This window comes from Labrenzia sp. R5_0 (assembly GCF_017743835.1).
Lineage (GTDB): Bacteria > Pseudomonadota > Alphaproteobacteria > Rhizobiales > Stappiaceae > Roseibium > Roseibium algicola.
On record NZ_JAGHRK010000001.1, the window covers coordinates 1,876,704 to 1,900,611 of the forward strand.

Sequence of the window (23,908 nt, forward strand, 5' to 3'; positions counted from 1 at the left end):
CTAATAGTCTCATGAGCCGTCGAATACACGTTCTAAACTCAGATCGTCCGCGGGCGCGACGTTGCAGTTAGCCCAACTGGCAATCAGCCGGACCCTCAGGTCTTTGGCCGGTTGCAAGCTTGTGCACTGCAATACTAACGCAATAACTTCGACAAAGTGATCATTTTATGTCGGGCTGAGACTACACACTTTTAAATCGATTTAAGACCTGTCCGCTTTCCGCCAGAGCGATGTTGCGGGCAGGCGAAAAGAGCGCTATGGAACTCCGCAAGTTCCGAGATCGGACTTGTTTCCTGAACGAGTTGCTGCGCTCAAGCGGCAACCGCATGGCATAAGGTGGAAAATGACCGAGGCAAACCGCGTAGTTTCCGTTGGCAATGTAACCTTCAGCAATGATGCGCCTTTCAGCCTCATTGCCGGCCCGTGCCAGCTTGAAAGCCGCGAACACGCACTGGAATGCGCAGCCGCGATCAAGGAAATTACGGATCGTCTCGGTATCGGCGTCATTTACAAGACTTCATACGACAAGGCCAACCGGACATCTCTCGCAGGAAAACGGGGTGTTGGCATGGAAGAAGCCATGCCGATCTTTGCCGAAGTGAAGGAAAAATTCGGCATGCCGGTCTTGACCGATGTGCATAGCCCCGAGCAATGCGCACCGGTTGCGGAAGTTGTCGATGTCCTGCAGATCCCGGCATTCCTCTGCCGCCAAACGGACTTGCTTGTGGCAGCAGCAAAGACCGGCCGCGTGGTCAACATCAAGAAAGGCCAGTTCCTGGCGCCCTGGGACATGAAAAATGTTCTGGGGAAAGTGACCGGTTCGGGCAATGCCAATGTCATGTTGACCGAACGCGGCGCTAGCTTCGGCTACAACACGCTTGTCACCGATATGCGCTCCCTGCCGATCATGGCACAGACCGGTGCGCCGGTCATTTTTGATGCAACACATTCCGTGCAGCAACCGGGCGGGCAGGGCGCTTCCACCGGCGGCGACCGGACTATGGTACCCGTTCTTGCGCGTGCTGCAGTGGCCGTGGGTGTTGCAGGTCTCTTCATCGAAACGCACCCTGATCCGGACAACGCGCCGTCCGATGGACCGAATATGGTGCCGCTCGACCAACTCGAAGCGTTGCTGGCCCAGTTGAAGGCACTGGACAACGTCGTCAAGGCACCCGCAGCTGCTGCAGAATAGTCAATTTCAGCCGCACCCGTGTGCGGCTTTCCTTTGAGGGGCAAGAGCTCCGGAAAAACGCCGGTACTCCGGCTTCCAAACGGCCGGATTTTCTCCGGCAGACCGTCAATTCAGGTGCATGCGACAAGGGAGTTCTTTCCATGACCGCCATTATCGATGTTATCGGCCGTCAGATCTTTGACAGCCGTGGTAACCCGACCGTTGAAGTCGACGTTTTCCTGGAGGACGGTTCCTTCGGCCGGGCAGCCGTTCCGTCCGGAGCTTCCACCGGTGCACACGAAGCTGTCGAACTGCGCGATGGCGGTGACCGCTTCATGGGCAAGGGTGTCCAGAATGCAGTTGATGCCGTGAACGGAGAAATCTTCGAGACCGTTGGCGGTCTGGACGCTGAAGATCAGCTTCAGATCGACCAGGCCATGATCGATCTCGATGGTACTCACAACAAGTCGCGTCTTGGCGCCAACTCCATACTTGGCGTATCGCTCGCGGTTGCCCGCGCTGCTGCCCAGGCGTCCGGTCTGCCGCTCTACCGCTATGTCGGCGGCACGTCTGCACGCACGCTTCCGGTTCCCATGATGAACATCATCAATGGCGGCGCGCATGCCGACAATCCGATCGATTTCCAGGAATTCATGATCATGCCGGTCGGCGCCGAGTCCCTTGGCGATGCCGTGCGCATGGGTTCTGAAATTTTCCACACCTTGAAAAAGGCACTGAACGCAGCCGGTCACAACACCAATGTTGGCGATGAGGGCGGCTTTGCTCCCAATCTGGAATCAACAGACGCAGCTATCGGCTTCGTCATGAAGGCGATCGAAACCGCCGGCTACAAGCCAGGCGAAGATGTCTTCCTGGCACTGGACGCGGCATCGACGGAGTTCTTCAAGGACGGCAAATATGTGCTGGAAGGTGAAGGCAAGACGCTGGCTCCTGAGGAAATGGCAAAATATCTCGCCGATCTCGTTTCCCGCTACCCGATCATCTCGATCGAAGACGGTCTGGCAGAAGACGACTGGGACGGCTGGAAAGCGACGACCGACCTTATCGGCAACAAGTGCCAGCTGGTCGGCGACGACCTGTTTGTCACCAATTCCGAGCGTCTGCGCAAGGGTATCGACCTCGGCGTTGCCAACTCGATCCTGATCAAGGTCAACCAGATCGGTACGCTGTCCGAAACGCTGGATGCCGTCGAGACCGCACACAAGGCAGCCTACACTGCTGTGATGTCCCACCGCTCGGGCGAGACCGAGGACAGCACCATTGCTGACCTGGCGGTTGCCACCAACTGCGGCCAGATCAAAACCGGTTCACTCGCACGGTCCGACCGGCTCGCAAAGTACAACCAGCTCATCCGTATCGAGGAAGAACTGGGCGCACAGGCGGTTTATGCAGGCCGTTCCATTCTGCGCGGCTGACCTTTTCAGGTCGTCAAAATCAGAAAAGCCCCGCATTCGTGCGGGGCTTTTTTGTTTCGGCAACTCAAGCTGCTTTTAATTGGAAACTGCCGCTTGTGGATCGGTTCGTGTTTCGTCGGCGTGCAGAAGCGCTGCGGCAATTGTTTCCGGTTTTTCGGCACCTGCCAGAACAAACCTGCCATCGATTATGAAACATGGCACACCTGTGATCCCGGACTTTTGAGCATTGGCAATCTGGGCCTCGACCTTGTCGAGATCGGTTTCGGTTCCCAACAGATGCTCCACCAGATCGGACTGCATCCCCGCTTCCTCGGCAATTCGCACAAGAACCTCGGGGCGTGTCAGATCTTCTCCGTTCAGGAAATAGGCCTTGAACAAAAGCTCCACGACTTCGTCCTGAAGATCGTCGTCACGTGACCAAAGGATCAGTCTGTGGCAATCAAGGGTATTCGGCGACAAGGTGATATCATCAAAAGCAAAGTTGATGCCTTCCTCCTGTCCCGCTGCACGGATTTGTTTGTAGAACGTGTCCGCCCGCTCCAGACCACCGAACTTGTCGCTCAGATACTGTTTTCTGTCCTTGCCAGACTTCGGCAAGGTGGCGTCAAGCTGAAAGGGGTGCCAACGAACCAGCACATCGAGCTTCGGAACCGACTTCAACGCCGCTTCAAGGCGTCTTTTTCCAATGAAGCACCAGGGGCACATTACATCGGATACGACATCGACGGTAAGGGCGGATGATAGGGTCATCGGACATCCAAAACGTTGGAGATATTTTTGTCAGGCTAAAGACTCTGACAAATATGCCAACCCCAAATTCGCGGCAGTGTTAAGGCAATAGACAAAAGACGCATACAGACCAGCGTCTGTTCACAGAACAGTGTGTGTGAGGATCGAGCTGATCCGCTTCTGCAGCCTTGTCGTGCCAGCCTCGTTCTTCAAGACGGCAACCGGCCCGAAGTCCTTCACCAGGCAGACAAGATCCTCGTCCCGGCTCGTGGCGTCCGCGATGGATAGCAAGGTCGTGTTGATGTCTTCCAGTTCTTCTGCGGAAGTGACCGCAATGCCGAAGTTTTCAGGCTGAAGCCTCATTTCCCAAAGATCGAGGCCGCGCGCCGCAAGGCCATTGCTGCAGGCTTCGAGATAGTTCGTGTATTCCTCAACGCCAAGCCCGCCCTGATGGATCTGCTGGCGCAACCACATGTGGCTTTCCGCAAGCACCCTGTCTGCAAGACGGCGCCTCTTGCCGAAACGAGTGGCGGAGTTGAGCCGGCGGGCGAGGGTTTCCTTACGGTTTTCTCCAACCAGCACGTCCGAAGCTCCGTTTCGGAACAGTTGAACGAGATCTTCCTCGCGCTCACAGACCGCCAGAACCGGCAACCCTGCGAAACGGGCATCCCTGCGGATCTGCTGCATATAGTCGACGGCATCTTCAAAGGGCGCATCAATGACCACGGCGTCAAATGCACGCTTGGACATGAATTCGACGGCCATGCTGCCGTCGAATGCACCGACAACCTCGACCTTTTCTTCACTGGCGTCCTGCCATTCCAGAAACCGACCGCTCAGGCCAACGACAAGCAGGCTGCTGGTTCCTGAATGATGCGGAGCGCTCCCGAAACCAGGAATTCTGCCAAAAATACGTCTGCGAAGTTGGGCTTCCTCTGACCGAAGCAATGCGCGCTGATGAATGCATATCAACATCAGCAGGACTTCATCGGGAACGACCTTGTCGATGATTGCAGTCGGTTGCAGACCGGGGGGCAGAATATCGTCGCTGCCGGTGAGGATGTAGAAAGGGACTTCACTTGCAAGGAGTCTGATTTGCGGAAGCAGCCAGGAAAAGAATTCGTCTCTGCGGTCGTCTTCCAGGATGCTGATATCAACCACGATCGCTGCGGGCAGCGCCATGGGCAGCTTGCTGCGACGGTCGAACATGCTGATAAGCGAAACGTCTAAATCTTCTGGCGCATCACCATTGCTGCTCCGCCTTGGCCGACGTCCCGCATACCAATACGGGCCGCGCCAGGAAAGCGAGGTTTCAACATCCATTCCTTATCCCCACCTACGCCACGGCAGCAGGCAATCGCTGTGTCCGCATGGTCAGCCTTTCCCGGCTGATGGTTCCATCCTCGTTCCGCGGCAGAGACTGTAAAATCAACACACGATGGGGGATCTTGGCAAGGTCCACGCCTTCGGCATCCAGATACGCGAAAAAGGCACCCGCATCTGGAACGTTTCCGGCCTCGGGTACAAGCGCTGCGTACATCCTGGCTCCGAGGAGAGGATCTTCCACTATGAAGGCAGCAGCTTCCTTGACGCCCGGGTACCCTGCGTAGACAACATCCACCGTTTCAAGGTTGCCGGTGCCAAGGGCATAGTGGCCCGGGATACCGAAACCTGCGATGCCGCCATCCGTCAGTTCAACCTTGATGTTGGTATTCAGAAAACCGGTTCCTTCCCAGCGGACTCGCCGCTGGTCACCATTGATTGTTCGCCATCCGACATCGGGAACCATTGGTCCCTTGACCAGAAGCGTTGGAGCTTGCGTATCCACCTCGTCGGTGACCGCAATCTCAAGAAGGGCTGGCCCGCTTTCACACCCGATCGGCCCGCTATGCTTTCCCAGCGCGGTGGCCTTCATCTTCGCCGAGGGACCTCGCGCCTTGGCAACAAGTGCGAATTCGTCAGCGATGTGAAGATCGATCAGACGGCGCCGCGCAACGAAAGTCGTCGGGTGCGGGGCCGCAATATTCCAGGCTGCAAGTAGCGTCGTCTTGGTGTTTTCAAGTTTACGGTCGAGCGTCTGTGCCAATGGCCCGGGTGTCATGACGATATCCGCCTGAACCTCGTTGGCATGAGCGGCAAGATTGGCAAGTGAAGTCGGGTGGTGCAGATGCAAGGTGCCGCCGGTGAGCAACCAGGGAACCAGTCCTCCGCCCAGGCCGGTCAAGCCACTAAGCGAATAGGGGAGGACCATCACGCTGGCATCGCGCACATGAGCTTCCTGCACGATCATATGTGCGACCGATACCCAATGGTTATGGCAGCGTGTAACCGGAACGTTTTCCTCTCCGCTTCGGCTCCAGCAGATGGTCGCAGTGTGGTCAGCCGGATCAGGGCGCTCACTCGGAGTGAACTTCAGATCGTCACCCATTTCGGCAAGCATCGGTCCCAATTCGATCAAACCATCGGGAACGTCCTTGCCAAGGCCGAAAACAAACCGCAACGAGAACAGGTCTGCAGCAACATCGCGTGCGGCAACACCAACTTCGCGTGTTTCTACCCGGTCAGCCGCGACAAATCCCTTGGCGCCTATGGAGTTCAAGGCTTCCAAAACGTTCTTCTGCCGCCAGTGCAATGGCAAGGGAGAAATGATCAGATCTGCTCGCAGGGCTGCCAGGATCGCGATTACGGTATCGACTGTGTTGGGAGCCTGGACACCGACGACATGATCGGATGACAACCCGACGGTGGTGTAGAAAGCGGCAAGACGATCAATTTCCCGATCGGCTTCGGCATAACTCAACGCTCGGGGAGCACCACCTGTCCAGGTAGCCCTGTCGGGAGCATCAACCAGCGCAAGCCGGTCGGGGTGTTCTGCGGCTGTCTTGCGGAACATTTCATCAAGCGGCACATCGGACCAGGCTCCGCTCTCATGATACTCCGTGGACAGGCTTTCAGGCGTGGCTTTCATCTTGTTTTTCGTCCATTGGTCCGATTATTGCGCCGTGGCCGACCACCAGGTGTCGTACTCGTGGCCGTAAAGCGACTCGTTTTGCGGCGGAACGATCTGCTTCCAGTGCGCCACCCAATCGTCCGCGACATGATAAAGCGGGACCGCGTAGGCTCCCGAAATCAAAACGCGGTCGAATGCGCGAACGGCAGCCACGAATTCGTCGCGGCTCCTTGCACCGACAATCTCGTCGATCATCGCATCGATCGCCGGTTCATGTGCGCCCACAAAGTTGAAGGATCCTTCCGTTTCCGCTGCTTTTGACGACCAGCGTCCATATTGCTCAGCGCCAGGGGACAGCGAGGAGAACCAGGTGTTGAAGACCATATCAAACTCGCGTTTCGTCCTGCGGTCTTCGAATTGCGACGGATCTACACTGCGTACGCTTGCGGATACGCCGAGCAACTCAAGAGTACGGATATAGGCAAGAGCCAGCTTTTCTTCGTCCTCATTCTTGGCAAGAATTTCAAAGGAAAGCTGATTGCCGTTTTCGGAGTGCAGGAGCTTTCCGTCCTTGAGCCTGTAACCGGCCTTTCCGAAGGCTTCCAGCGCTGCCCGCAGCACTTTTCTGTCACGTCCTGAACCGTCCGCTTCCGCCGGACGCCAGGTGCCGTCCATCACCTCGGGATCGACGGCGTCAGGGAAGGGAGCCAGCAATTCCTTTTCCCGGTCGCTTGCCGGACGTCCGATCGATGAAAGCTCGGAATTGTCCCAGTACCCTGCCGTGCGTGTATAAAGGCCGTAGTAGAGATTGCGGTTCACCCATTCAAAATCGAACAGCATGCGCAAGGCCTTGCGCACGGCCGGGTCGGAGAACTGGTCTTTGCGGGTGTTGAATGCGATGCCCTGCATGGCGGCGGGAATCCCGAGCGGAATTGCCCGCTTGAGAACATCGCCATTTTTCACTGCCGGAAAATCAAGCCCCGTTGCCCAACGGGCAGGATCCCGGAACTGCAACGCCTGGACCAGGCCCTTCTTGAAGGATTCCTGCAAGGTCGTCTCGTCGCGGAAATATTCTACCCGGATCTCGTCGAAGTTGTCGAAGCCGGCTTTGACAGGCAGGTCCTTGGCCCAATAGTCCGGGTTCTTCTCATAAACGACGAGCCTGCCTGGCTCAATCGTCTTGAAGGTGTACGGCCCTGTGCCGGTTGGCGGGTTCAACGACGATTTGTCGAAATTCTCCGCATCCGTGGCTGCCTTGGAATAAATTGGAGCCAACGCGATCAACAGCGGCAGTTCGCGGTTTTCACCGTTTTCGAATACCAGCTTCAGCCGGTTCGGTGCGGTGACTTGCTTTTCGGTGATAGCCGCATACCAGTTTCGATAGGGCGGGCGCCCCTTGTCGCGGATCACTTCCAGAGAAAAGATGACATCATCGACTGTGACTGGCGTCCCGTCGGAAAACCTTGCATCCGGATTAAGCTCGAACTCGATCCACTCCCGGCTGTCCGGCATGCGCACACGTTGCGCCAGAAGACCGTAAAGGGAAAAGGGTTCCGCATAGGAGCGGACCATCAGGCTTTCCAGAATGTTGTTGCCGAATTCGCGTTCGCGCATTCCACGTGCCGAGGTCCAGCCGCCCTGTACAATGAAGGAATTCAGGCTGTCGAAGGTTCCCTGTACACCAAGCGTGATTGTGCCGCCCTTGGGCGCATCGGGGTTGGCATAGGGAAAGGGTTCGTCAGGTCCAAGTGCAGGTGTCCCGTGCATGGCGATGGCATGCGTCCAGGGGACATTTTCATCGTCCGCGCTGGCGGGCAGGCTGATTGTCAAGGCAAGCAGGCATGCAGACGAGGTTGCCAAACCGATCGCCTTGCCGGCATGAAAAAGAAGACCGGAAACTATCGAACTACGCATCACCACCGCCGGAGATTCTGTTGATTCTCAGCGATTACAGTAGCACAGGGTTCCCACGGACGCGCCCGGGACAAGCAACAAACCGCAAGATATTCAGGTTTCAATTCGCTGACAGGGGTGCGTTGCAAATCGGCCACCCTCTCGCCCAAATTAAGTGTCTTACCATGGTTTCACGGTTTGAATGTCGTTACGGGCCTTGCGGTTGGTTCCGGAATGGCTCAGAACAACGCGAAAGTTTCGTACACGCACGATTGAGGACGTATCGATGACGAGTGTTTTGAAAAGAGGATTGTTCGGATGTGCAGTAGGTGCGTTCGTAGCCCTATCTTCTTTTGCAGGTGCACCCGCAATCGCCCAGGAAGAAAAAAGCCCATGGACGAAAGCGTGTAACACCAATCCGAACACGCAGAAGGAAATCTGCTTTATTTCGATTGAATTGCGCACAAATACCGGACAGTTCCTGAGTAACATTGCTATTCAGGAAACTGAGGGCGAAGCCCGCAAGAAACTGCTGGTCGCTGTACCGACCGGCGTTCTTATCCAGCCGGGTGTGCGTATCCAGATCGATGATGGCAAGCCCGTACAGGGCAAGTACAGCATCTGCGCACCCAATGCCTGCTACGCAGAACTGGCGATTGATGACTCGTTCATCAACACCATGAAGCAGGGCGGTGAGGTGATTGTGGCTCCGTATAACCAGCAAGCCAAGGAAATCGTCTTCAAGATGACCCTGATCGGCTTCACCAAGGTTTACGACGGCGAGCCGATGAACATTGCCGAGCTGCAAAAGCGTCAGGAAGAACTGCAGAGCGAATTGCAGAAGCGCGCTGACGAAGCGCGTCAGAAGCTGATCGACGCTCAGAAGCAAAGCCAGTAACAGGCTGCTTTGCCAGAAATGAAGAAGGCCGGAACTGTGAAAGTTCCGGCCTTTTTTTGTATTTGAAGATCAAGACTGAATATCGCCGGGAATTGGGACGATTAGTGGATCTCTACGCTGCGCGGCAGATATGAGCCGTCAGTCTGTTCCTCGAAAATCTCTTCAACTTGCGGATGGCGCACCGGTTCACCGGTCATATCCGCTTCCAGGTTCTGTTCGCTGACATAGGCCACATATTCGGTCTCCTCGTTCTCGGCGAGGAGATGATAGAACGGCTGGTCACGTAAAGGACGCACGTCCTCCGGGATGGCGTTCCACCATTCTTCCGTATTGCTGAAGGTCGGATCGACATCGAAAATAACGCCACGGAAGGGGTAGATCCGGTGCCGGACGACCTGGCCAATTCTGAATTTTGCCGTTCGCATGGTTACTCGCCCGCATACTGCATGCACTGCCGGGATACCGTGTCGGCAGCCGGCGTGCAAGCATTGTAACATTAAACCTTAGACGACGAGCCTTGCGAAAGTCTAAAGGCCGTAGACCTCCGCGAGTTCCGCGTCCTTGGATGCAACCAGTTTTGCAAGATCGACGATCACCTTTGCCTGCTTCCAGGTGGCGTCATCCTGCATTTTGCCGTCGATCATCACGGCTCCGGTTCCGTCCGGCATCGCTTCAAGGATCTTGCGGGCAAAGGCGACTTCGCCCGGATCCGGAGAGAAAACCTTCTTCGCGATCTGGATTTGCGTCGGATGCAGGGACCACGCGCCAAGGCAGCCCATCAGGAATGCATTACGGAACTGGCTTTCGCAGGCCGCTGCATCGGAAAAATCACCAAAGGGGCCGTAGAAGGGCTTCAGGCCGTAAGACAGGCAGGCATCGACCATCTTTCCGACCGTGTAATGCCAGAGATCCTGCTGATATGCGGTTCTACCACCTATGCCATCAGCATCTGAAAGAACCGCATAGTCGGGATGGCCGCCGCCCACACGTGTTGTTTTCATACCGCGGGAAGCCGCAAGGTCTGCCGGTCCCAGGCTCATGCCATGCATCCGTGGACTGGCCGCTGCAATCTCTTCGACGTTCTTGACGCCTTCAGCCGTTTCCAGAATGGCGTGGATCATGATCGGCTTGGAAAGACCAGCCCTGGCTTCAAGCTGCGCAAGCAGTTGGTCGAGATAATGAATGTCCCAGGCGCCTTCCACCTTGGGAAGCATCACCACGTCGAGTTTTTCTCCGACCGCCGGAACGATTTCAAGCAGGTCGTCGAGAAACCAGGGGCTGTTGAGGCAATTTACCCTGGTCCACAGGCCAGTGGTTCCGAAGTCATTGTCCTGCGCCATCTGAATGAAGCCCCTGCGGGCATCGGTCTTGGCATCGGCGGGGATTGCATCTTCAAGGTTGCCGAGTACGACATCGACGTTCTTGATCAGATCCGGCACCTTGGACCGCATCTTTTCAATATGCGGAGGGACGAAATGGATCATGCGCTCCAGCGAGACGGGAAGCTCGCGATACGGGTCCGGCGCGCCGATTGCGAGCGGCTTGTAGAATGCGTTTGGGGTTTTCATGAAACAGCTGTCCTCCACCAGTTTGAGGAATAGCTATAACGTCAATGCTGCGCTGCAACCATACCCCGAAAGGAGAACAGGCTTAATCGTCTTCCAGACGAGCCGCTGCTGCGCGCCGGGCCTGTTTCTGGGCAGACGTTTTACCTGGAGGCGCCCACTTCTTGTGGATCCACATCCATTGTTCGGGGTGTTCGCGGATCCAGCTTTCGAAAATTGCGTGGATCCTGGCGGTCGCGACCTCGATATCCGCCTGCCTGTCATCCGTTACAGGCACTTCGACGGCCTGGGCCTCAATCCGGAAATGCACACCTTTCTTGCGCACGACCCGGCCAAGAACAATCGGCACGTTGCAGGACCGGGCGAGCGAAGCCGGGACCGGCGTGGCGTAAGCCATCTGGTCGAAAAAGGGCACCTGCACACCGCGCGTTTCCCTGAGATCTCCCATCATCGCGACGATACCGCCGCTTTTAAGGGTCGCCAGGATCTTGCGAGCGGTCTGGTGGCTTTTCGACAAAAGACCACCTTTGTAGAGGTCTTTCCTCAGTGCCTGCAGGGCCTTGTCGGCCTCCGGATTGCGCAGAGCCTGATAGACGCCCGTTATCTCGATACCGCGCCGGACGGCGGGCTGAACACACAATTCCCAGTTTGCGCTGTGGAATGAAACGAACAAACAGGCACGCTCGCCGTTCAGAACCTGTTCGGTGATTTCATCCGCAACTGCTTCAAACCGGTAGTCCTGTTTCAGAAGTCGGTCGATGTGGAAAGTTTCGGCTGCCACGCGGCCGAGGTTCTCCCACATTCCACGCACAATCAGTTCTCGTTCCGCGCGCCGCATGCCCGGAAAGGCCTTCTTCAAGTGGCGCAGAGCACGCTTGTGTCTGGGATTGAACGGTGCCAGCCGACGCCAGAAGGCGCCCATGACATAGGAGGCAACGTCCACGGGGATCAGGCGGAACAGCCAGATGGCTACCGTCAGCGCAAAGCCCTCCACCCGGTTTTGCACAGCTGTGAGCTTCGGGTGTTTACGCTGCTTTTTTTTGCGGGACATTACGACCGAATGCTTTCATGTTGTCCGCCCGTCCTGAAAAGAGGGCACTTCCGACCTTGTCCGACTGATTGGGGCCTTGCGATGCGCCCTCAGACCTGATTGGAATGCGGATCACCGAGGTGACCTCCAAGTCACGCGTCCATATCCAAGCCAGGCGCAAGATGCAAGCGCCTTCAAACCCAACCAACCGCGATACAGCGCGTCGTCTTCATCTTTGGTATTTGAATGCAGAACGTCATTTCACTGGCTCTTCCGTTTTTCGGACTGATCCTTCTCGGCTTCGGTGCCGGCAAGATCAAGAACCTGCCCGAGGCAGGCCTGAGCTGGATGAACTTCTTCGTGATCTACCTGGCCCTTCCGGCGCTCTTCTTCCGTCTGTTGTCTGAGACACCGATCGAAGAGCTCGCAAACGCGTCCTACATTACCGCCACGACCTTCACGACCTACATCGTGTTCGCGATCTCCTTCTGCATAGGTGTGGTCGCAACACGCGGCAACATCGGCGAATCCACGATCCTGGGCATTGCCGGGGCTTATTCCAACATCGGGTACATGGGGCCGGGGCTGACGCTGGCAGTTCTGGGTGAGCAGGCAACCGTACCGACCGCGCTCATCCTGGCCTTTGACAATGCGCTGATGTTCATTCTGGCACCGCTGATGATGGCATTGGCCGGTACCGAAGAAGAATCGATCCTTGGGACCTTGAAGAAGATTGTGGTCAGGATCTTCACCCATCCGTTCATCCTGGCAACGATTGCCGGCGTCTTCGCCGCCGCGCTTGAGGTCAAGCCACCTCAAGCGATAGATACGCTTCTGCGCTATCTCAGCAATGCGGCAGCACCTTGCGCCCTCTTTGCCATGGGCGTCAGCATTGCGCTTCGTCCGATCGGTCGGATACCGCTGGAACTGCCACTGGTGCTGGGTGTGAAGTTGCTGCTGCACCCGATCCTGATTTTTCTGCTTCTGACCTGGCTTGGCGGCTTCGATCCCAACTGGATCGCAACCGCGGTTCTGATGTCCTGCTTGCCGCCGGCGACAAACGTCTTTGTTATCGCGCAGCAATATGGGACGTATGTCCAGCGGGCGTCGAGCTTCGTACTGATAGGAACGGCCTTGTCGATCGTCACTGTTACCGGTTTCATCTGGGCGCTGACGAGCGGTTTCCTTCCAACCGGTGGCTAGAAAATCAAACCAGGCATCCCGGTCGCAACAAGAGGACTTGTGGTGAAAGACAATCCGGACGTCCTTGCGATATTCGAAAGATATCCGGCGGATATCCGCGAGAAACTGCTGACCATCAGGTCATTGATAGCCGAGACGGCGACGCAACGCGACGATATCGGAGAACTGGAAGAAACCATGAAATGGGGTCAGGCCAGCTATCTGACGAAGCGCCCGAAAACTGGAACGACAATCCGGATAGACCGGGACAATTCCGGCGCAGGGGACGTTGCTCTCTATGTCAATTGCCAATCCTCACTGGTGTCTGACTGGCGTACAATGTTCCCGGACCTCATCTTCGGCGGCGATAGAAGCGTTCACTTCAGTCAAGGTCGGCCGTTACCAGAGGATGCGCTCCGTCAGATGATCGGCATGGCGCTGACGTATCACAGCGCCAAGCGATCAGCAGCACGGTCACGGGTTTGAAAGCAGCACCCGAAAACCGTCTATCGATGCAATTGAAAGGCGGTTCCCGGTGCAATGCCCTCCCGCATGAGCAGGCGCCGCAGCGGACCAATCTTGCCGGCCAGATACATGCCCGCGCTTCGCGCAGCCTGGACCGGCAGAAAGCCTGTCAGCAGCGATCTGTTCAGCATGTCCACCGCGTTTGTCCTTGTCCGGATATCGCTGAACCGTTTCTTCTCATAAGCACTCAAAACGGTCTTGCCACCAAAGTCGGCGTGCGCGCGTTTGGCCGATGCCACGACGGAGATGAGGTCACGGATATCACGCAACGACAGGTTCAGACCCTGCGCGCCGATGGGCGGAAAGACATGCGCTGTCTCGCCCACAAGCGCCAGACGCGGCCCCACAAGGGAAGTGGCAGTCAGTCCTGAAAGCGGAAAACTTTGTGGTTTCGTAGACAGTTTGAAACGACCCAGAATCGAATGTGCCCGCCGTTCGAGGTCCGCTTCTAGGTCCTCGTCCGTCATCGCCAACAGATCTGCAGCACCGTCCGCAGTTTCCACGCAAACAAGTGATGACTGTCTGCCGGGGAGCGGAACCAATGTGAACGGACCAGTTGCAGTATGGAATTCGGTCGAGACCTGCTGGTGTGGAAGCCGGTGCTCAAGGTTCAAAACAACAGCCACCTGCGGATAGGACCAGCTTTTGACTTCAATCCCGGCCGCTTCACGCAGTGTCGACCGGCGGCCATCTGCAGCTACGGCCAATTTGGCTGAAATCGTCCTACCCCCACTGGTGACGAGGGTAGCGTGATCGTCTCCGAATTCGGCACTCTCGACAGTGTCCGAAATCTCCTCCAGTCCGGATTGCGCAGCACAAAATTTTTCAAGTACCGCGTTAAGTTCACTGTTCAAGATATTGAAACCAAACTCTCCAAGGCCAAGCTCAGAACTGTCGAAGACCACTTCAGGTGCACGAAAAAGCCGCCCCGTGCTGTCGATCATGCGCATCTTCTTCAAGGATGCGGCGTTGCCTTCTATGTCCGACCAGACGCCAATATCGCGCAACAGATCGATTGAACGCTGCCACAGCGCGGTTGTCCGGCCATCCTTGATTTCCATTGAGGGGGCAATCAGGACACACGACAATCCCTGCTGGGCCAGAGCAAGAGCTGCAATTCGCCCGGATGGCCCTCCGCCGACGATTGCAATGTCAAACTGTTCCGGCGCGTGGCTGCTGGACATGGTAAAATTCCATCTGATTTGATCTTGAGATCTAAATTGCTGTTTGCGGGCTCAAAATCAACGGGACGAATACACGCAGGGCATTCAAGGTCGACCATGAGTAAGATCAAATGCCTGCATCGACTAATCCGCTAAGACGTCTCAAGACCCCGGACACACACGCCACCTAAAGGCCGAAATGACGAGTTTGACGCGCACACCTTCCAATCAGGCCGGTTCCACCAAGCCGGAACAGAATATGCGTGGCTGGCCGCTAGTGCTTGTGCTGGTCTCGATATTGGCCGCTGCCGGCTGGGCATACCTGATTGCAATGGTAGCCGACATGGTACCGGTCATGGATATGAGCGAAGCCGGACCCGGCATGGTGATTCTCAACAGTTTCAACCAGTTCGCAGGTTTGCCTGCGGAAGCGCGGGCCGCACTTGCGGTTCTTTGCCTGCCGACCAGCGCAACATTCGGCATGCCTAGTGCAGACATGACGACAGTTGATCTTGTGAAGATCTTCCTGATGTGGGCAATGATGGCCCTTGCCATGATGTTGCCTACCGCCGTGCCGATGCTTCGGGCCTATTACACCGAGCTTTCGGCACAGTCCGGCAGTACGGCAACGCCGGTACTTCTCGTTGTCACCGCAATGTTCGGCTATCTGGCGGTCTGGCTTGGCTACGCAGTCGCAGCAACCGCGGCGCAATGGGCTTTGTCCAGGGCAGGCGCCATGACGGATATGATGGCACCTGCAAGCATGGCTCTGACGACGTCGGTCCTCTTCGCCGCTGGTTTATATCAGTTCACCCCCTCCAAAAAGGCCTGTCTCCGGCGCTGCTGGTATCCGCGCTGGGTGTTTGCCAGTGACGATGCTGGGCCGGGTGCGATGTCTGGCTTGCGGGAAGGGCTGGTGCAGGGCTGGGTGTGCCTTGGCTGCTGCTGGGCGGTAATGACTGTCATGTTCGCGGTCGGCCTGATGAACATCGTCTGGATCGCGCTACTCGGCGCGTTGATGGCCATTGAAAAAACGTTCCCAAGCCGCATTCTGCCACCTGCCATCGGGGCTGTTCTGCTGGTCTGGGCAGGTATCCTCGTTTCCCTCATCCTTTTGGGAAATGCGGCAACCTAAATTCACTGCTATTGGTGCGGGGACTGTTTTTTAGGTTCACACTGTCATACGATTGCAATAAAGGACCGTATCAGCGTCAGTGTGTGATCCATGGGCCAGCGGGTCAATCGTGAACCGCACACATCTCAGAACGCAAATGCACCAGTTTACTGCGTTCAGATCATAAAGTGAGGGAACCCCGTGGCGGATATTACACCAGGTAAAGAGAGGACTGAGCCCGCTCTGTTCCTGATCCATATCCTGACGGCTTCCGGTGCTCCGATCGCTCTTATTGCCCTCTTGGCAGGTGCGCGTGAAAACTGGGCGGAGATGTTCGCCTGGCTTGGACTGGCATTTTTCATCGATGGCATCGATGGTCCGCTGGCACGCCGTTACAAGATTGCAGAGCGTCTGCCTCGCTGGTCCGGCGCCTCGCTGGATTTCGTGATCGACTACGCCACTTACGTGTTTCTTCCCGCTTTCGCGCTTTCCTGGAGCTTGATGCTCACAAGCCCTTGGAACTGGATTTGTGGCGGGCTCGTGGTCTTTACCGGCGCTCTTTATTTCGCCGACAACGGCATGAAGACACCCGATGGCTCCTTCAAGGGCTTTCCCGCTGGATGGAACATGGTCGTTTTCGGCCTCATGGTTCTGTCGCCATCGCAAAGCTTCACGATCATGTTCGTGCTCTTGTGCTGCGCATTGACGTTCGCTCCTGTCCGCTTTGTCCATCCTGTCCGCGTGCGGCGCTGGCGCATGATTACCTTGCCGGTGACATTGCTCTGGATGGGATTGGCCGCCTACGCAATTCTGGACGGTATGGCATTGAACGGCCCGCTCGCATGGGCATTCACGGCTGCCAGCTTCTATCTGCTGCTGGTCTCTGCTGTTCAGCAATTGCTCGACAGGGTCGACTGACCTTTTACCTACATTCAAAATCCAGTTTTGGCACTGGCGCGAACCAAGGCGCCGGTGTTGTGCCGCGCTTTCTCTTTAAGCGCTGACCGGCAGGAAGCGTCACGAACGCCTGATGCCATTTATGCTTCGGAATGACCTTTTCCGATGGCGTTGAAATCATTTATGGTCTTGCCAACTTCAATTGCCGCAAGACCAAATCGGTCTCGGCCCATCACCCCGGGGATAAAGTCATGGTTCAAGCAATCTGCGTACACGAAACCGGTGGACCGGATGTCATGCGCTGGGAACATATCGAAGTCGGTGAGCCCGGCCCAGGTGAGGCGCGCATCCGCCATACGGCAGTTGGCCTCAATTTCATCGACACCTATTTCCGCTCCGGCCTCTATCCAGCTCCTGCCGGCATGCCGTTCAGCCCCGGCAACGAGGGGGCAGGGGTCGTGCAGACGGTCGGTGAGGGGGTGACACATCTCAGCCCCAGCGACCGTGTTGCCTATGTTGGCCCGCTCGGTGCCTACGCGCAGGAAAGAATCGTTCCGGCTGACCGTCTTGTCGTCCTGCCGGACGGGATTGACGACAAGACCGCTGCCGGCATGATGCTGAAGGGCATGACGGCACAGTATCTTCTGCGCCAGACATATTCCGTTGGCCCGGACACGACGCTGCTGTTTCACGCTGCTGCCGGAGGCGTCGGCCTGATTGCCGGTCAATGGGCAGCACATCTCGGCGCCACTGTCATCGGCACTGCCGGTTCGGAAGCAAAGGTCGAACTTGCAAAGGCACACGGCTACCAGCACGTGATCAACTACCGGACTGAAAACTTTGTCGACAGGGTAAAGGATATTACCGGCGGCAAAGGCTGCGATGTTGTTTATGACAGTGTCGGCAAGGACACCTATCCCGGATCGCTCGACTGCCTGAAACCGAGGGGCCTTTGGGTCACTTTCGGTCAGTCCTCAGGGCCGATTGCCGACTTCAACCTGGCGCTCCTCGCCCAGAAAGGCTCTCTGTTCGCAACCCGGCCGACGCTGTTCAGCTACATCGCCAGCCGCGAAGCACTGGAAGCGACCGCGGGCGAATTGTTCGATGTCGTCCAGAAAGGCATCGTCAAGATCGGCGTCAACCAGGAATACAGGCTTGCCGATGCCGTCCAGGCGCATCAGGACCTTGAAGGCCGCAAGACCACCGGCACCACGGTCCTGATCCCCTAAGAGCAGGAATTTCATGCGGTCCGGACGAGCACAGGATCTTTCTCGAAATCTTTACAGCCCGGCGATGCGCTATTTTCTGGCCGTCGCCGAGGCCGGCTCGATCCGCGCCGCGTCCCGGGAGCTCAACGTGGCGTCATCTGCCATAAACCGGCAGGTTCTCTGGCTGGAAGAGGCGCTCGGACTACAGTTGTTTGACCGTGTCGGCCGGCGCCTGCGTCTGTCGCAAGCCGGAGAATTGCTGCTGGCACATATCCGGCGCACCTATTCCGATTTCGAAGGCACGGTTGCCGAACTCGACGCCTTGAAGGGACTGCGACGCGGTACGGTTTCGATTGCAAGCGTCGAAAGCGTTGCCGAAAAGCTCCTCCCGGCGGTCATCAGCACGTTTCGCAAGAGCTATCCCGGCATTCACGTGAATGTCTCGATTTCCTCATCCAGAGAAGCCGCCCGAAAGGTGGAGGCGGCTGAAGCGGATGTCGGCTTCACCTTCGACCCGCCGGAAACCTCGGCTCTCACAACAGCCTTTCACCATGATCTCGTGATCGGAGCACTCATGCGTCCGGATCATCCGTTGGCCGGAGCGAAAACACTTGGACTGCAAGACTGCCTGAAATATCCGGTGGCGCTGCCCGCAGAAGGACTGTCACTGCGCACCCGCCTGGACATCGTTCGAAGCCGGATACCCGGCGCTTCGCGCACTTATGTGGAAGCCAATTCGCTCAGACTGATGCGAGCCCTTGCCAGGGAGGAACAGGTAATTGGCTTTCAGACGATGATCGGTTGCGAAGACGACCTTGCCAACGGTTTCCTGATCTTCAAGCCTTTGTCCGATACGCCGCTTCAGGCCGACCGACTCTGTGTGGTAACGTCGTCTCTGCGTGCTCTTGCGCTTGCGCCGGGCATGTTTTTCGACCATGCCGTGTTCGCTTTGAGGGACCAACTTTCAGCTCTTAATGCCAAATAGGCAACATTGCGGTCTCAAATGAGCGCTTTGGTTCCATGTTTTTTTAAGGCACATTTTTTGTGACAGTTTTGCGGCAATGCGCCGTGCGAGGGAGAAAACTGATGGGGCGTTTGCCTACGCACGATCTGAATACAGCCCTGGTAGGGCCCGAAAGCGGCCTGTTGAGCAGGCTGTGGAGCATGGGTAAGGCACCTGGTCCATACGCTTCGCACCGGGTACTCCATGACCACCATTTTGCGGCTTGTGATGCAAAGCTCCCAATGCGTGCGGAGTGTTCAAACTGCTACGCATCAGATGTCTTTGGTCCGGTTTTGGCTAACATGGGGAAGCAGGCCCATGCGTGACACGATCCGTTTCCTCAAGGGTGGTGAAATCGTTGAACTTGCGAATGTCGGTCCAACGGAAACCGTTCTCGATTACTTGCGCCTCCGCCGCCGCGAAACCGGAACGAAGGAAGGCTGCGGCGAGGGTGACTGCGGGGCCTGCACTGTCGCGCTTGGCCGATTGATCGACGGCAAGTTGGTCTATCAGCCCGTGAACAGCTGTATCCAGTTGCTCGGCATGATTGATGGCGCTGAACTGGTGACTGTCGAAGACCTCTCCGACGATACGAGGCTCCACCCGGTTCAGGCCGCGATGGTCGAGATGCATGGTTCACAATGCGGGTTCTGTACGCCCGGCTTCATCATGACGCTTTTCACGCTCTATCATGACGCAGGGGCGGAAAAATCACGCAAGACCGTCACCGAATGGCTGGCTGGAAACCTTTGTCGCTGCACGGGCTACAGGCCGATCATCGACGCGGCGTTGGACTCTTGTTTTGACGCTGCAGACGATGCTTTTTCCTGGCGTGCTCATGAAACGCGGGAACAGTTGCGACAATTGTCCGACAGCAGCGATGTCTACATCGGAGATAGCGACTGCTTCTTTTCCTCGCCGGCAACGCTTGACGGTTTGGCAGCTCTTTACGGCCAGCACCCCAATGCGACCCTCGTTGCCGGGGCGACAGATGTCGGTCTGTGGATCACGAAGCATCTGCGCGACTTGCCCAAGATGATTTGGCTTGGCCGAATAGAGGGCCTCGACCGTGTCGAAGACAGTCCGTCCGGAGTGCTGATCGGCGCAACGGCTACTTATGCCGCGACCGAAGAAGCCATGACCGGCATTTCAACAAACCTGGGTGAACTCTGGCGCCGGATCGGCTCGAAACAGGTTCGCGCCTCGGGAACAGTCGGTGGCAACATTGCCAATGGCTCGCCGATCGGCGACACGCCACCTGCATTGATCGCTCTGGGGACAACTCTAGAACTGCATTCCGCAGAAGGCTCAAGGGCGTTGCCGCTGGAAGAATTCTTCATCGACTACGGCAAGCAGGATCGCAGACCGGGAGAGTTCGTCACCGGTCTCTTCGTGCCCCGGCTTTCTGCAAACCAGGCATTCCGTTGCTACAAGATCACCAAGCGCTTCGATCAGGACATCTCATCCGTCATGGGAGCATTCCGCCTGACGGTGGATGGAGAAGGCGTGGTTACCGATGCCCGGATAGCCTTTGGCGGCATGGCAGGAACACCGAAACGGGCAACCGGTGCGGAAGCTGCCTTGAAAGGAGCTTCGCTGGACGATCCGTCCACTTGGGGCGCTGCCATGCAGGCATTGCTGTCCGATTACACGCCACTGACAGATATGCGCGCAAGTGCCGAGTACCGAATGGAAACGGCGCGGGCGTTGCTCGCAAAGGCCCTCATGGAGGTCAGCGGCACCGCACCGGAAGAACTCCGTGTGCTTGCCAAGCGGGAGGCAGGCCATGACCGCGCAGCTTGACCCCAACGACCTGACAACACCCCTGAAGCATGTCCGCAAGGCGTTGCCGCATGACAGCGCGGCTAAACACGTTTCCGGTACGGCGACCTATATCGACGACATGGTCGAACCCGTTGGTACACTTCACGTTGTGCCCGGCTGGTCAAGGCAGGCTGTCAGGGGCAGGATCCTGGCAATGGACCTTGACGAAGTCCAGGCTTCACCTGGTGTGGTTGCCGTCCTGACCGCGAAGGATGTCCCGGGAAAGAATGACTGTTCATCCGCCTTTGGCGATGATCCCGTTTTCGCCGAGGATGAAATCCTGTTTTACGGGCAGGTCGCCTTTGCCGTCGTCGGCGAAACAAGAGACCTGGCGCGCAAAGCGGCGTTGAAGGCAAAGATCGATATTGCACCGATCACCCCCATCCTGACGGCTGAAGACGCTGTCGACGCCGACACGACAGTGCTTCCGGATTATCAGTTCCGGCGCGGTTCGCCTGAAACCGGCATGAACGCAGCCGAGGAAATCCTCACTGGCAGCATGAAAATCGGCGGACAGGAGCATTTTTACCTGGAAGGCCAGGTCGCCATGGCCCAGCCACAGGAAGACGGCGGCATGCTGGTGTATTCCTCGACCCAGCACCCCACCGAAATCCAGCACACGGTTGCCAAGGTGCTCGGAGTGCCCGATGCCGCTGTCACGGCTGAGGTTCGCCGCATGGGAGGCGGTTTCGGCGGCAAGGAATCGCAGGCGAACCAATGGGCTGCCCTGGCGTCCGTCGCAGCCAGTCACACGGGCCGAACCTGCAAGATCCGCCTCGACCGCGACGACGACATGATCATGACCGGCAAGCGACACGACTTTAAGGTCAACTGGCAGGTCGGCCACAATAGCGAAGGTCGCATCCGTGCTGTCGACATGGAATTCCTGGCCCGTTGCGGCTACTCGGTCGACCTGTCTCTTGGCGTGAACGACCGGACGCTTTTTCATGCCGATTCGAGCTACTTCTACCCGGATGCACTCATCCGTTCCCGGCGCTTGCGCACGGACACCTGCTCCAACACCGCATTCCGCGGGTTCGGTGGACCGCAAGGCATGCTCGCTGCCGAACGCATGATCGATGCGATCGCGATCAGTCTCGACAAGGACCCGCTCGAAATTCGCAAGCTGAATTTCTATGACGGAGAACGGAACCTGACGCCTTTCGGCATGCCGGTGGAAGAGTTTCAGGTCATGCATGACCTGATTGCCCAATTGGAAGAGAGTTCAGACTACTGGGCACGACGTGATGATGTGCGCTTCTTCAACGAAAACAACGCTGTTCTGAAAAAGGGCCTGGCCCTGACACCGGTAAAGTTCGGCATTTCCTTCACGCTGAAACATCTCAACCAGGCCGGTGCGCTCGTTCATCTTTATACCGACGGTTCGATTCATTTGAACCATGGTGGCACCGAGATGGGCCAGGGGCTGTATCAGAAAGTGGCGCAGGTTGTTGCGGAGGAATTCGGTGTCAGCCTGAACAAGGTACGCATCACCGCCACCAACACCTCAAAGGTTCCCAACACGGGCCCAACGGCTGCATCTTCCGGGACAGACCTCAACGCCATGGCCGCCAAGCTGGCGGCGAAGGAAATCAAGAACCGACTGATAACCTTCCTGTGCGAACTGCATCAATGCGGACCGGAAGCAATCTTCTTCGGCGATAACAAGGTGGTTGTCGGTGACCAGAGCTTTGCCCTTTCGGAAGTCGCCAAGCTGGCGCACATGGCACGTATTCAGCTTTCACACGCAGGCTATTACGCAACGCCAGGGATAACGTGGGAGAGGGAAAGCGCTACCGGGCGCCCCTTCTATTACTTTGCCTTTGGCGGCGCATGCGCCGAGGTGACAATCGATACGATGACCGGCGAGATGACCGTCGACCGGGTGGATATTCTTCACGATGTCGGCCATTCGCTGAACCCTGCGATTGACCTGGGGCAGATCGAAGGTGGCTTTGTTCAAGGGATGGGGTGGCTTACCACCGAAGAACTTGTCTGGGACGAAAAGGGGCGCCTTCGTACCCACGCTCCCTCGACCTACAAGATCCCGACAGCATCCGACATTCCCGAGGAATTCAACGTCCGTCTCTATGAAGGCAGCGGCAACCCTCAGGCAACCGTTTACCGGTCCAAAGCCGTTGGCGAACCGCCTGTCATGTTGGCCAATGCAGTGTTTTGCGCGATCAATGATGCCGTCGCGAGCCTCAGCCCGGGAGTTGTTCCCAATCTGGACGCACCGGCAACACCTGAGGCAATCATGAAAGCCGTCCAGGATATGCGCCGGAGGAAGATCTCCTGATGAAGGTCTGGGGGCACATTGCCGACTGTTTGAAGCGAAACGGCGCTTGTGCACTCGTAACCGTTGCTCGTGCCGATGGCTCGACACCACGCGAAGACGGTGCTCGTATGGTGGTAACGGCTGGTGGTGGATTTTATGGCACGATTGGTGGCGGCACGCTTGAGTTCGAAGCCATCCGCCGTGCCCACAAAGCTCTCCGGGATGGCGTGGCCAGCTTAGAGCTCCACAATGTCTCGCTTGGCCCGGACCTCGGTCAGTGCTGCGGTGGACGTACGCAAATCGCCATCGAGGTGCTGACAACGTCATCACTTGAAATGGCTCAGACACTCTCGCTTCGGGAGAACGATGGAACGCAGTTTTCCACCGAGGCCAGCGTTGTGAACGGTGTGGTGCAGACACGCGATCTGCTTCCGGACGTTTCAACAAACCGCTTCTTCCTTCAACTTGACCAAAAAACGGGCAAGCAATTGCTGATCGAGCAATTTGGCAGCAAGCGGCGCGAACTTTATCTTTTTGGTGCAGGGCATGTAGGAAAAGCGGTTGTCCTGGCGCTCGCACCTCTGCCTTTCAGCGTGACGTGGATCGACAGCAGGGCGGACCAGTTTCCGGCTGCGGTTCCGGGAAATGTCCGGAAAGTTTCAAACCCTGATCCAGCTGTCTGCCTTGAACAAGCCCCTGATGGCGCCTTTGTCCTGGCGATGACCCACTCGCACGCCCTGGATGAAGACATCATGGCACGTGCCTTGCTTCAACAACGCTTTGCCTATTGCGGTGTGATCGGCTCCAAAACCAAGCGAACGCGCTTCCTGAAACGACTGAAGGCCCGGGGGCTGAATGACACTTTGACGGCAAACATGGTCTGTCCTGTCGGGGTGACTTCAGTCAAATCGAAACAACCGGCTGCAATCGCTGCAGGAATAGCTGTCGATCTGCTGGTTCGGGACGAAGCTGGAAATCATCAACAGGCCGCTGCAGCCGGGGGGCTTGCACAAAAACTAACACTTGGTCAATAAGGCGGCAT

General features: G+C 57.0%; 20 protein-coding genes. 12 read left to right on the plus strand and 8 right to left on the minus strand.

Translation table 11 applies throughout. The features are described 5' to 3' along the window. Nucleotides 1-343 precede the first annotated feature (343 nt). Both kdsA and eno read left to right on the plus strand, forming a co-directional pair. Nucleotides 344-1,192 (plus strand): 3-deoxy-8-phosphooctulonate synthase, encoded by an 849-nt coding sequence (gene kdsA / locus J7447_RS08580; RefSeq protein WP_062488766.1) that lies wholly within the window; start codon nt 344-346, stop codon nt 1,190-1,192. Nucleotides 1,193-1,332: 140 nt separating this feature from the next. After that, nucleotides 1,333-2,607, plus strand: a complete 1,275-nt coding sequence (eno, locus tag J7447_RS08585) for a phosphopyruvate hydratase (protein ID WP_031268504.1) — start codon at nt 1,333-1,335, stop codon at nt 2,605-2,607. A 75-nt stretch (nt 2,608-2,682) separates the two neighbouring features. On the opposite strand, the gene J7447_RS08590 is transcribed toward eno, so the two are convergent. From J7447_RS08590 to J7447_RS08605, 4 genes are all read right to left on the minus strand, one after another. Beyond that, nucleotides 2,683-3,357, minus strand: coding sequence for a DsbA family oxidoreductase (locus J7447_RS08590; RefSeq protein WP_209169322.1), 675 nt, complete (start codon nt 3,355-3,357; stop codon nt 2,683-2,685). A gap of 120 nt (nt 3,358-3,477) precedes the next feature. Then, complete coding sequence (locus J7447_RS08595; protein WP_209169323.1) at nt 3,478-4,518, minus strand: hypothetical protein; 1,041 nt, start codon at nt 4,516-4,518, stop codon at nt 3,478-3,480. A gap of 154 nt (nt 4,519-4,672) precedes the next feature. Next, nucleotides 4,673-6,304 carry a class I adenylate-forming enzyme family protein gene (locus J7447_RS08600; protein ID WP_077292865.1) on the minus strand — a complete coding sequence of 544 codons (1,632 nt, stop codon included), beginning with the start codon at nt 6,302-6,304 and terminating at the stop codon, nt 4,673-4,675. Between the two features lie 24 nt (nt 6,305-6,328). Next, nucleotides 6,329-8,200 (minus strand): extracellular solute-binding protein, encoded by a 1,872-nt coding sequence (locus tag J7447_RS08605; protein ID WP_286188996.1) that lies wholly within the window; start codon nt 8,198-8,200, stop codon nt 6,329-6,331. A gap of 265 nt (nt 8,201-8,465) precedes the next feature. Here J7447_RS08605 and J7447_RS08610 point away from each other — a divergent pair, with 265 nt between their 5' ends. Then, nucleotides 8,466-9,077, plus strand: a complete 612-nt coding sequence (locus J7447_RS08610) for an invasion associated locus B family protein (protein WP_022998645.1) — start codon at nt 8,466-8,468, stop codon at nt 9,075-9,077. Between the two features lie 101 nt (nt 9,078-9,178). Here the strand turns inward: J7447_RS08610 and hspQ are convergent, their stop codons facing one another. From hspQ to J7447_RS08625, 3 genes are all read right to left on the minus strand, one after another. Continuing rightward, nucleotides 9,179-9,502 (minus strand): heat shock protein HspQ, encoded by a 324-nt coding sequence (gene hspQ, locus J7447_RS08615; RefSeq protein WP_022998644.1) that lies wholly within the window; start codon nt 9,500-9,502, stop codon nt 9,179-9,181. Nucleotides 9,503-9,604: 102 nt separating this feature from the next. Further along, nucleotides 9,605-10,645, minus strand: coding sequence for a CoA ester lyase (locus J7447_RS08620; RefSeq protein ID WP_209169324.1), 1,041 nt, complete (start codon nt 10,643-10,645; stop codon nt 9,605-9,607). An 82-nt stretch (nt 10,646-10,727) separates the two neighbouring features. Next, complete coding sequence (locus tag J7447_RS08625) at nt 10,728-11,693, minus strand: lysophospholipid acyltransferase family protein (protein WP_168686843.1); 966 nt, start codon at nt 11,691-11,693, stop codon at nt 10,728-10,730. 225 nt (nt 11,694-11,918) lie between these two features. Here J7447_RS08625 and J7447_RS08630 point away from each other — a divergent pair, with 225 nt between their 5' ends. Then, nucleotides 11,919-12,875, plus strand: a complete 957-nt coding sequence (locus J7447_RS08630) for an AEC family transporter (RefSeq protein WP_022998641.1) — start codon at nt 11,919-11,921, stop codon at nt 12,873-12,875. A 42-nt stretch (nt 12,876-12,917) separates the two neighbouring features. Beyond that, nucleotides 12,918-13,340, plus strand: a complete 423-nt coding sequence (locus J7447_RS08635; RefSeq protein ID WP_022998640.1) for a DUF1801 domain-containing protein — start codon at nt 12,918-12,920, stop codon at nt 13,338-13,340. A gap of 20 nt (nt 13,341-13,360) precedes the next feature. On the opposite strand, the gene J7447_RS08640 is transcribed toward J7447_RS08635, so the two are convergent. Then, nucleotides 13,361-14,563 carry a UbiH/UbiF family hydroxylase gene (locus J7447_RS08640; protein ID WP_209169325.1) on the minus strand — a complete coding sequence of 401 codons (1,203 nt, stop codon included), beginning with the start codon at nt 14,561-14,563 and terminating at the stop codon, nt 13,361-13,363. Between the two features lie 178 nt (nt 14,564-14,741). Here J7447_RS08640 and J7447_RS08645 point away from each other — a divergent pair, with 178 nt between their 5' ends. The 7 genes from J7447_RS08645 (at nt 14,742) to xdhC (ending at nt 23,900) form a co-directional block, all read left to right on the plus strand. Then, entirely contained in the window at nt 14,742-15,677 is a 936-nt protein-coding gene (locus J7447_RS08645) for a DUF2182 domain-containing protein (RefSeq protein ID WP_209169326.1), read from the plus strand. Nucleotides 15,678-15,857: 180 nt separating this feature from the next. After that, on the plus strand, nt 15,858-16,574 hold the full coding sequence (locus J7447_RS08650; RefSeq protein ID WP_055654288.1) for a CDP-alcohol phosphatidyltransferase family protein: 717 nt from the start codon (nt 15,858-15,860) through the stop codon (nt 16,572-16,574). Nucleotides 16,575-16,804: 230 nt separating this feature from the next. Next, nucleotides 16,805-17,782 (plus strand): quinone oxidoreductase, encoded by a 978-nt coding sequence (locus J7447_RS08655; RefSeq protein ID WP_209169327.1) that lies wholly within the window; start codon nt 16,805-16,807, stop codon nt 17,780-17,782. A gap of 13 nt (nt 17,783-17,795) precedes the next feature. Continuing rightward, on the plus strand, nt 17,796-18,746 hold the full coding sequence (locus J7447_RS08660) for a LysR family transcriptional regulator (RefSeq protein WP_209169328.1): 951 nt from the start codon (nt 17,796-17,798) through the stop codon (nt 18,744-18,746). Between the two features lie 336 nt (nt 18,747-19,082). Beyond that, nucleotides 19,083-20,567 carry a xanthine dehydrogenase small subunit gene (xdhA, locus tag J7447_RS08665; protein ID WP_209169329.1) on the plus strand — a complete coding sequence of 495 codons (1,485 nt, stop codon included), beginning with the start codon at nt 19,083-19,085 and terminating at the stop codon, nt 20,565-20,567. Then, nucleotides 20,551-22,887: a xanthine dehydrogenase molybdopterin binding subunit gene (gene xdhB, locus J7447_RS08670; protein WP_209169330.1), complete on the plus strand. Its 2,337-nt coding sequence runs from the start codon at nt 20,551-20,553 to the stop codon at nt 22,885-22,887. Before xdhA ends, xdhB begins: the two co-directional genes overlap by 17 nt. After that, entirely contained in the window at nt 22,887-23,900 is a 1,014-nt protein-coding gene (gene xdhC, locus J7447_RS08675; RefSeq protein ID WP_209169331.1) for a xanthine dehydrogenase accessory protein XdhC, read from the plus strand. The genes xdhB and xdhC overlap by 1 nt, the downstream gene beginning before the upstream one ends. Nucleotides 23,901-23,908: the final 8 nt, after the last annotated feature.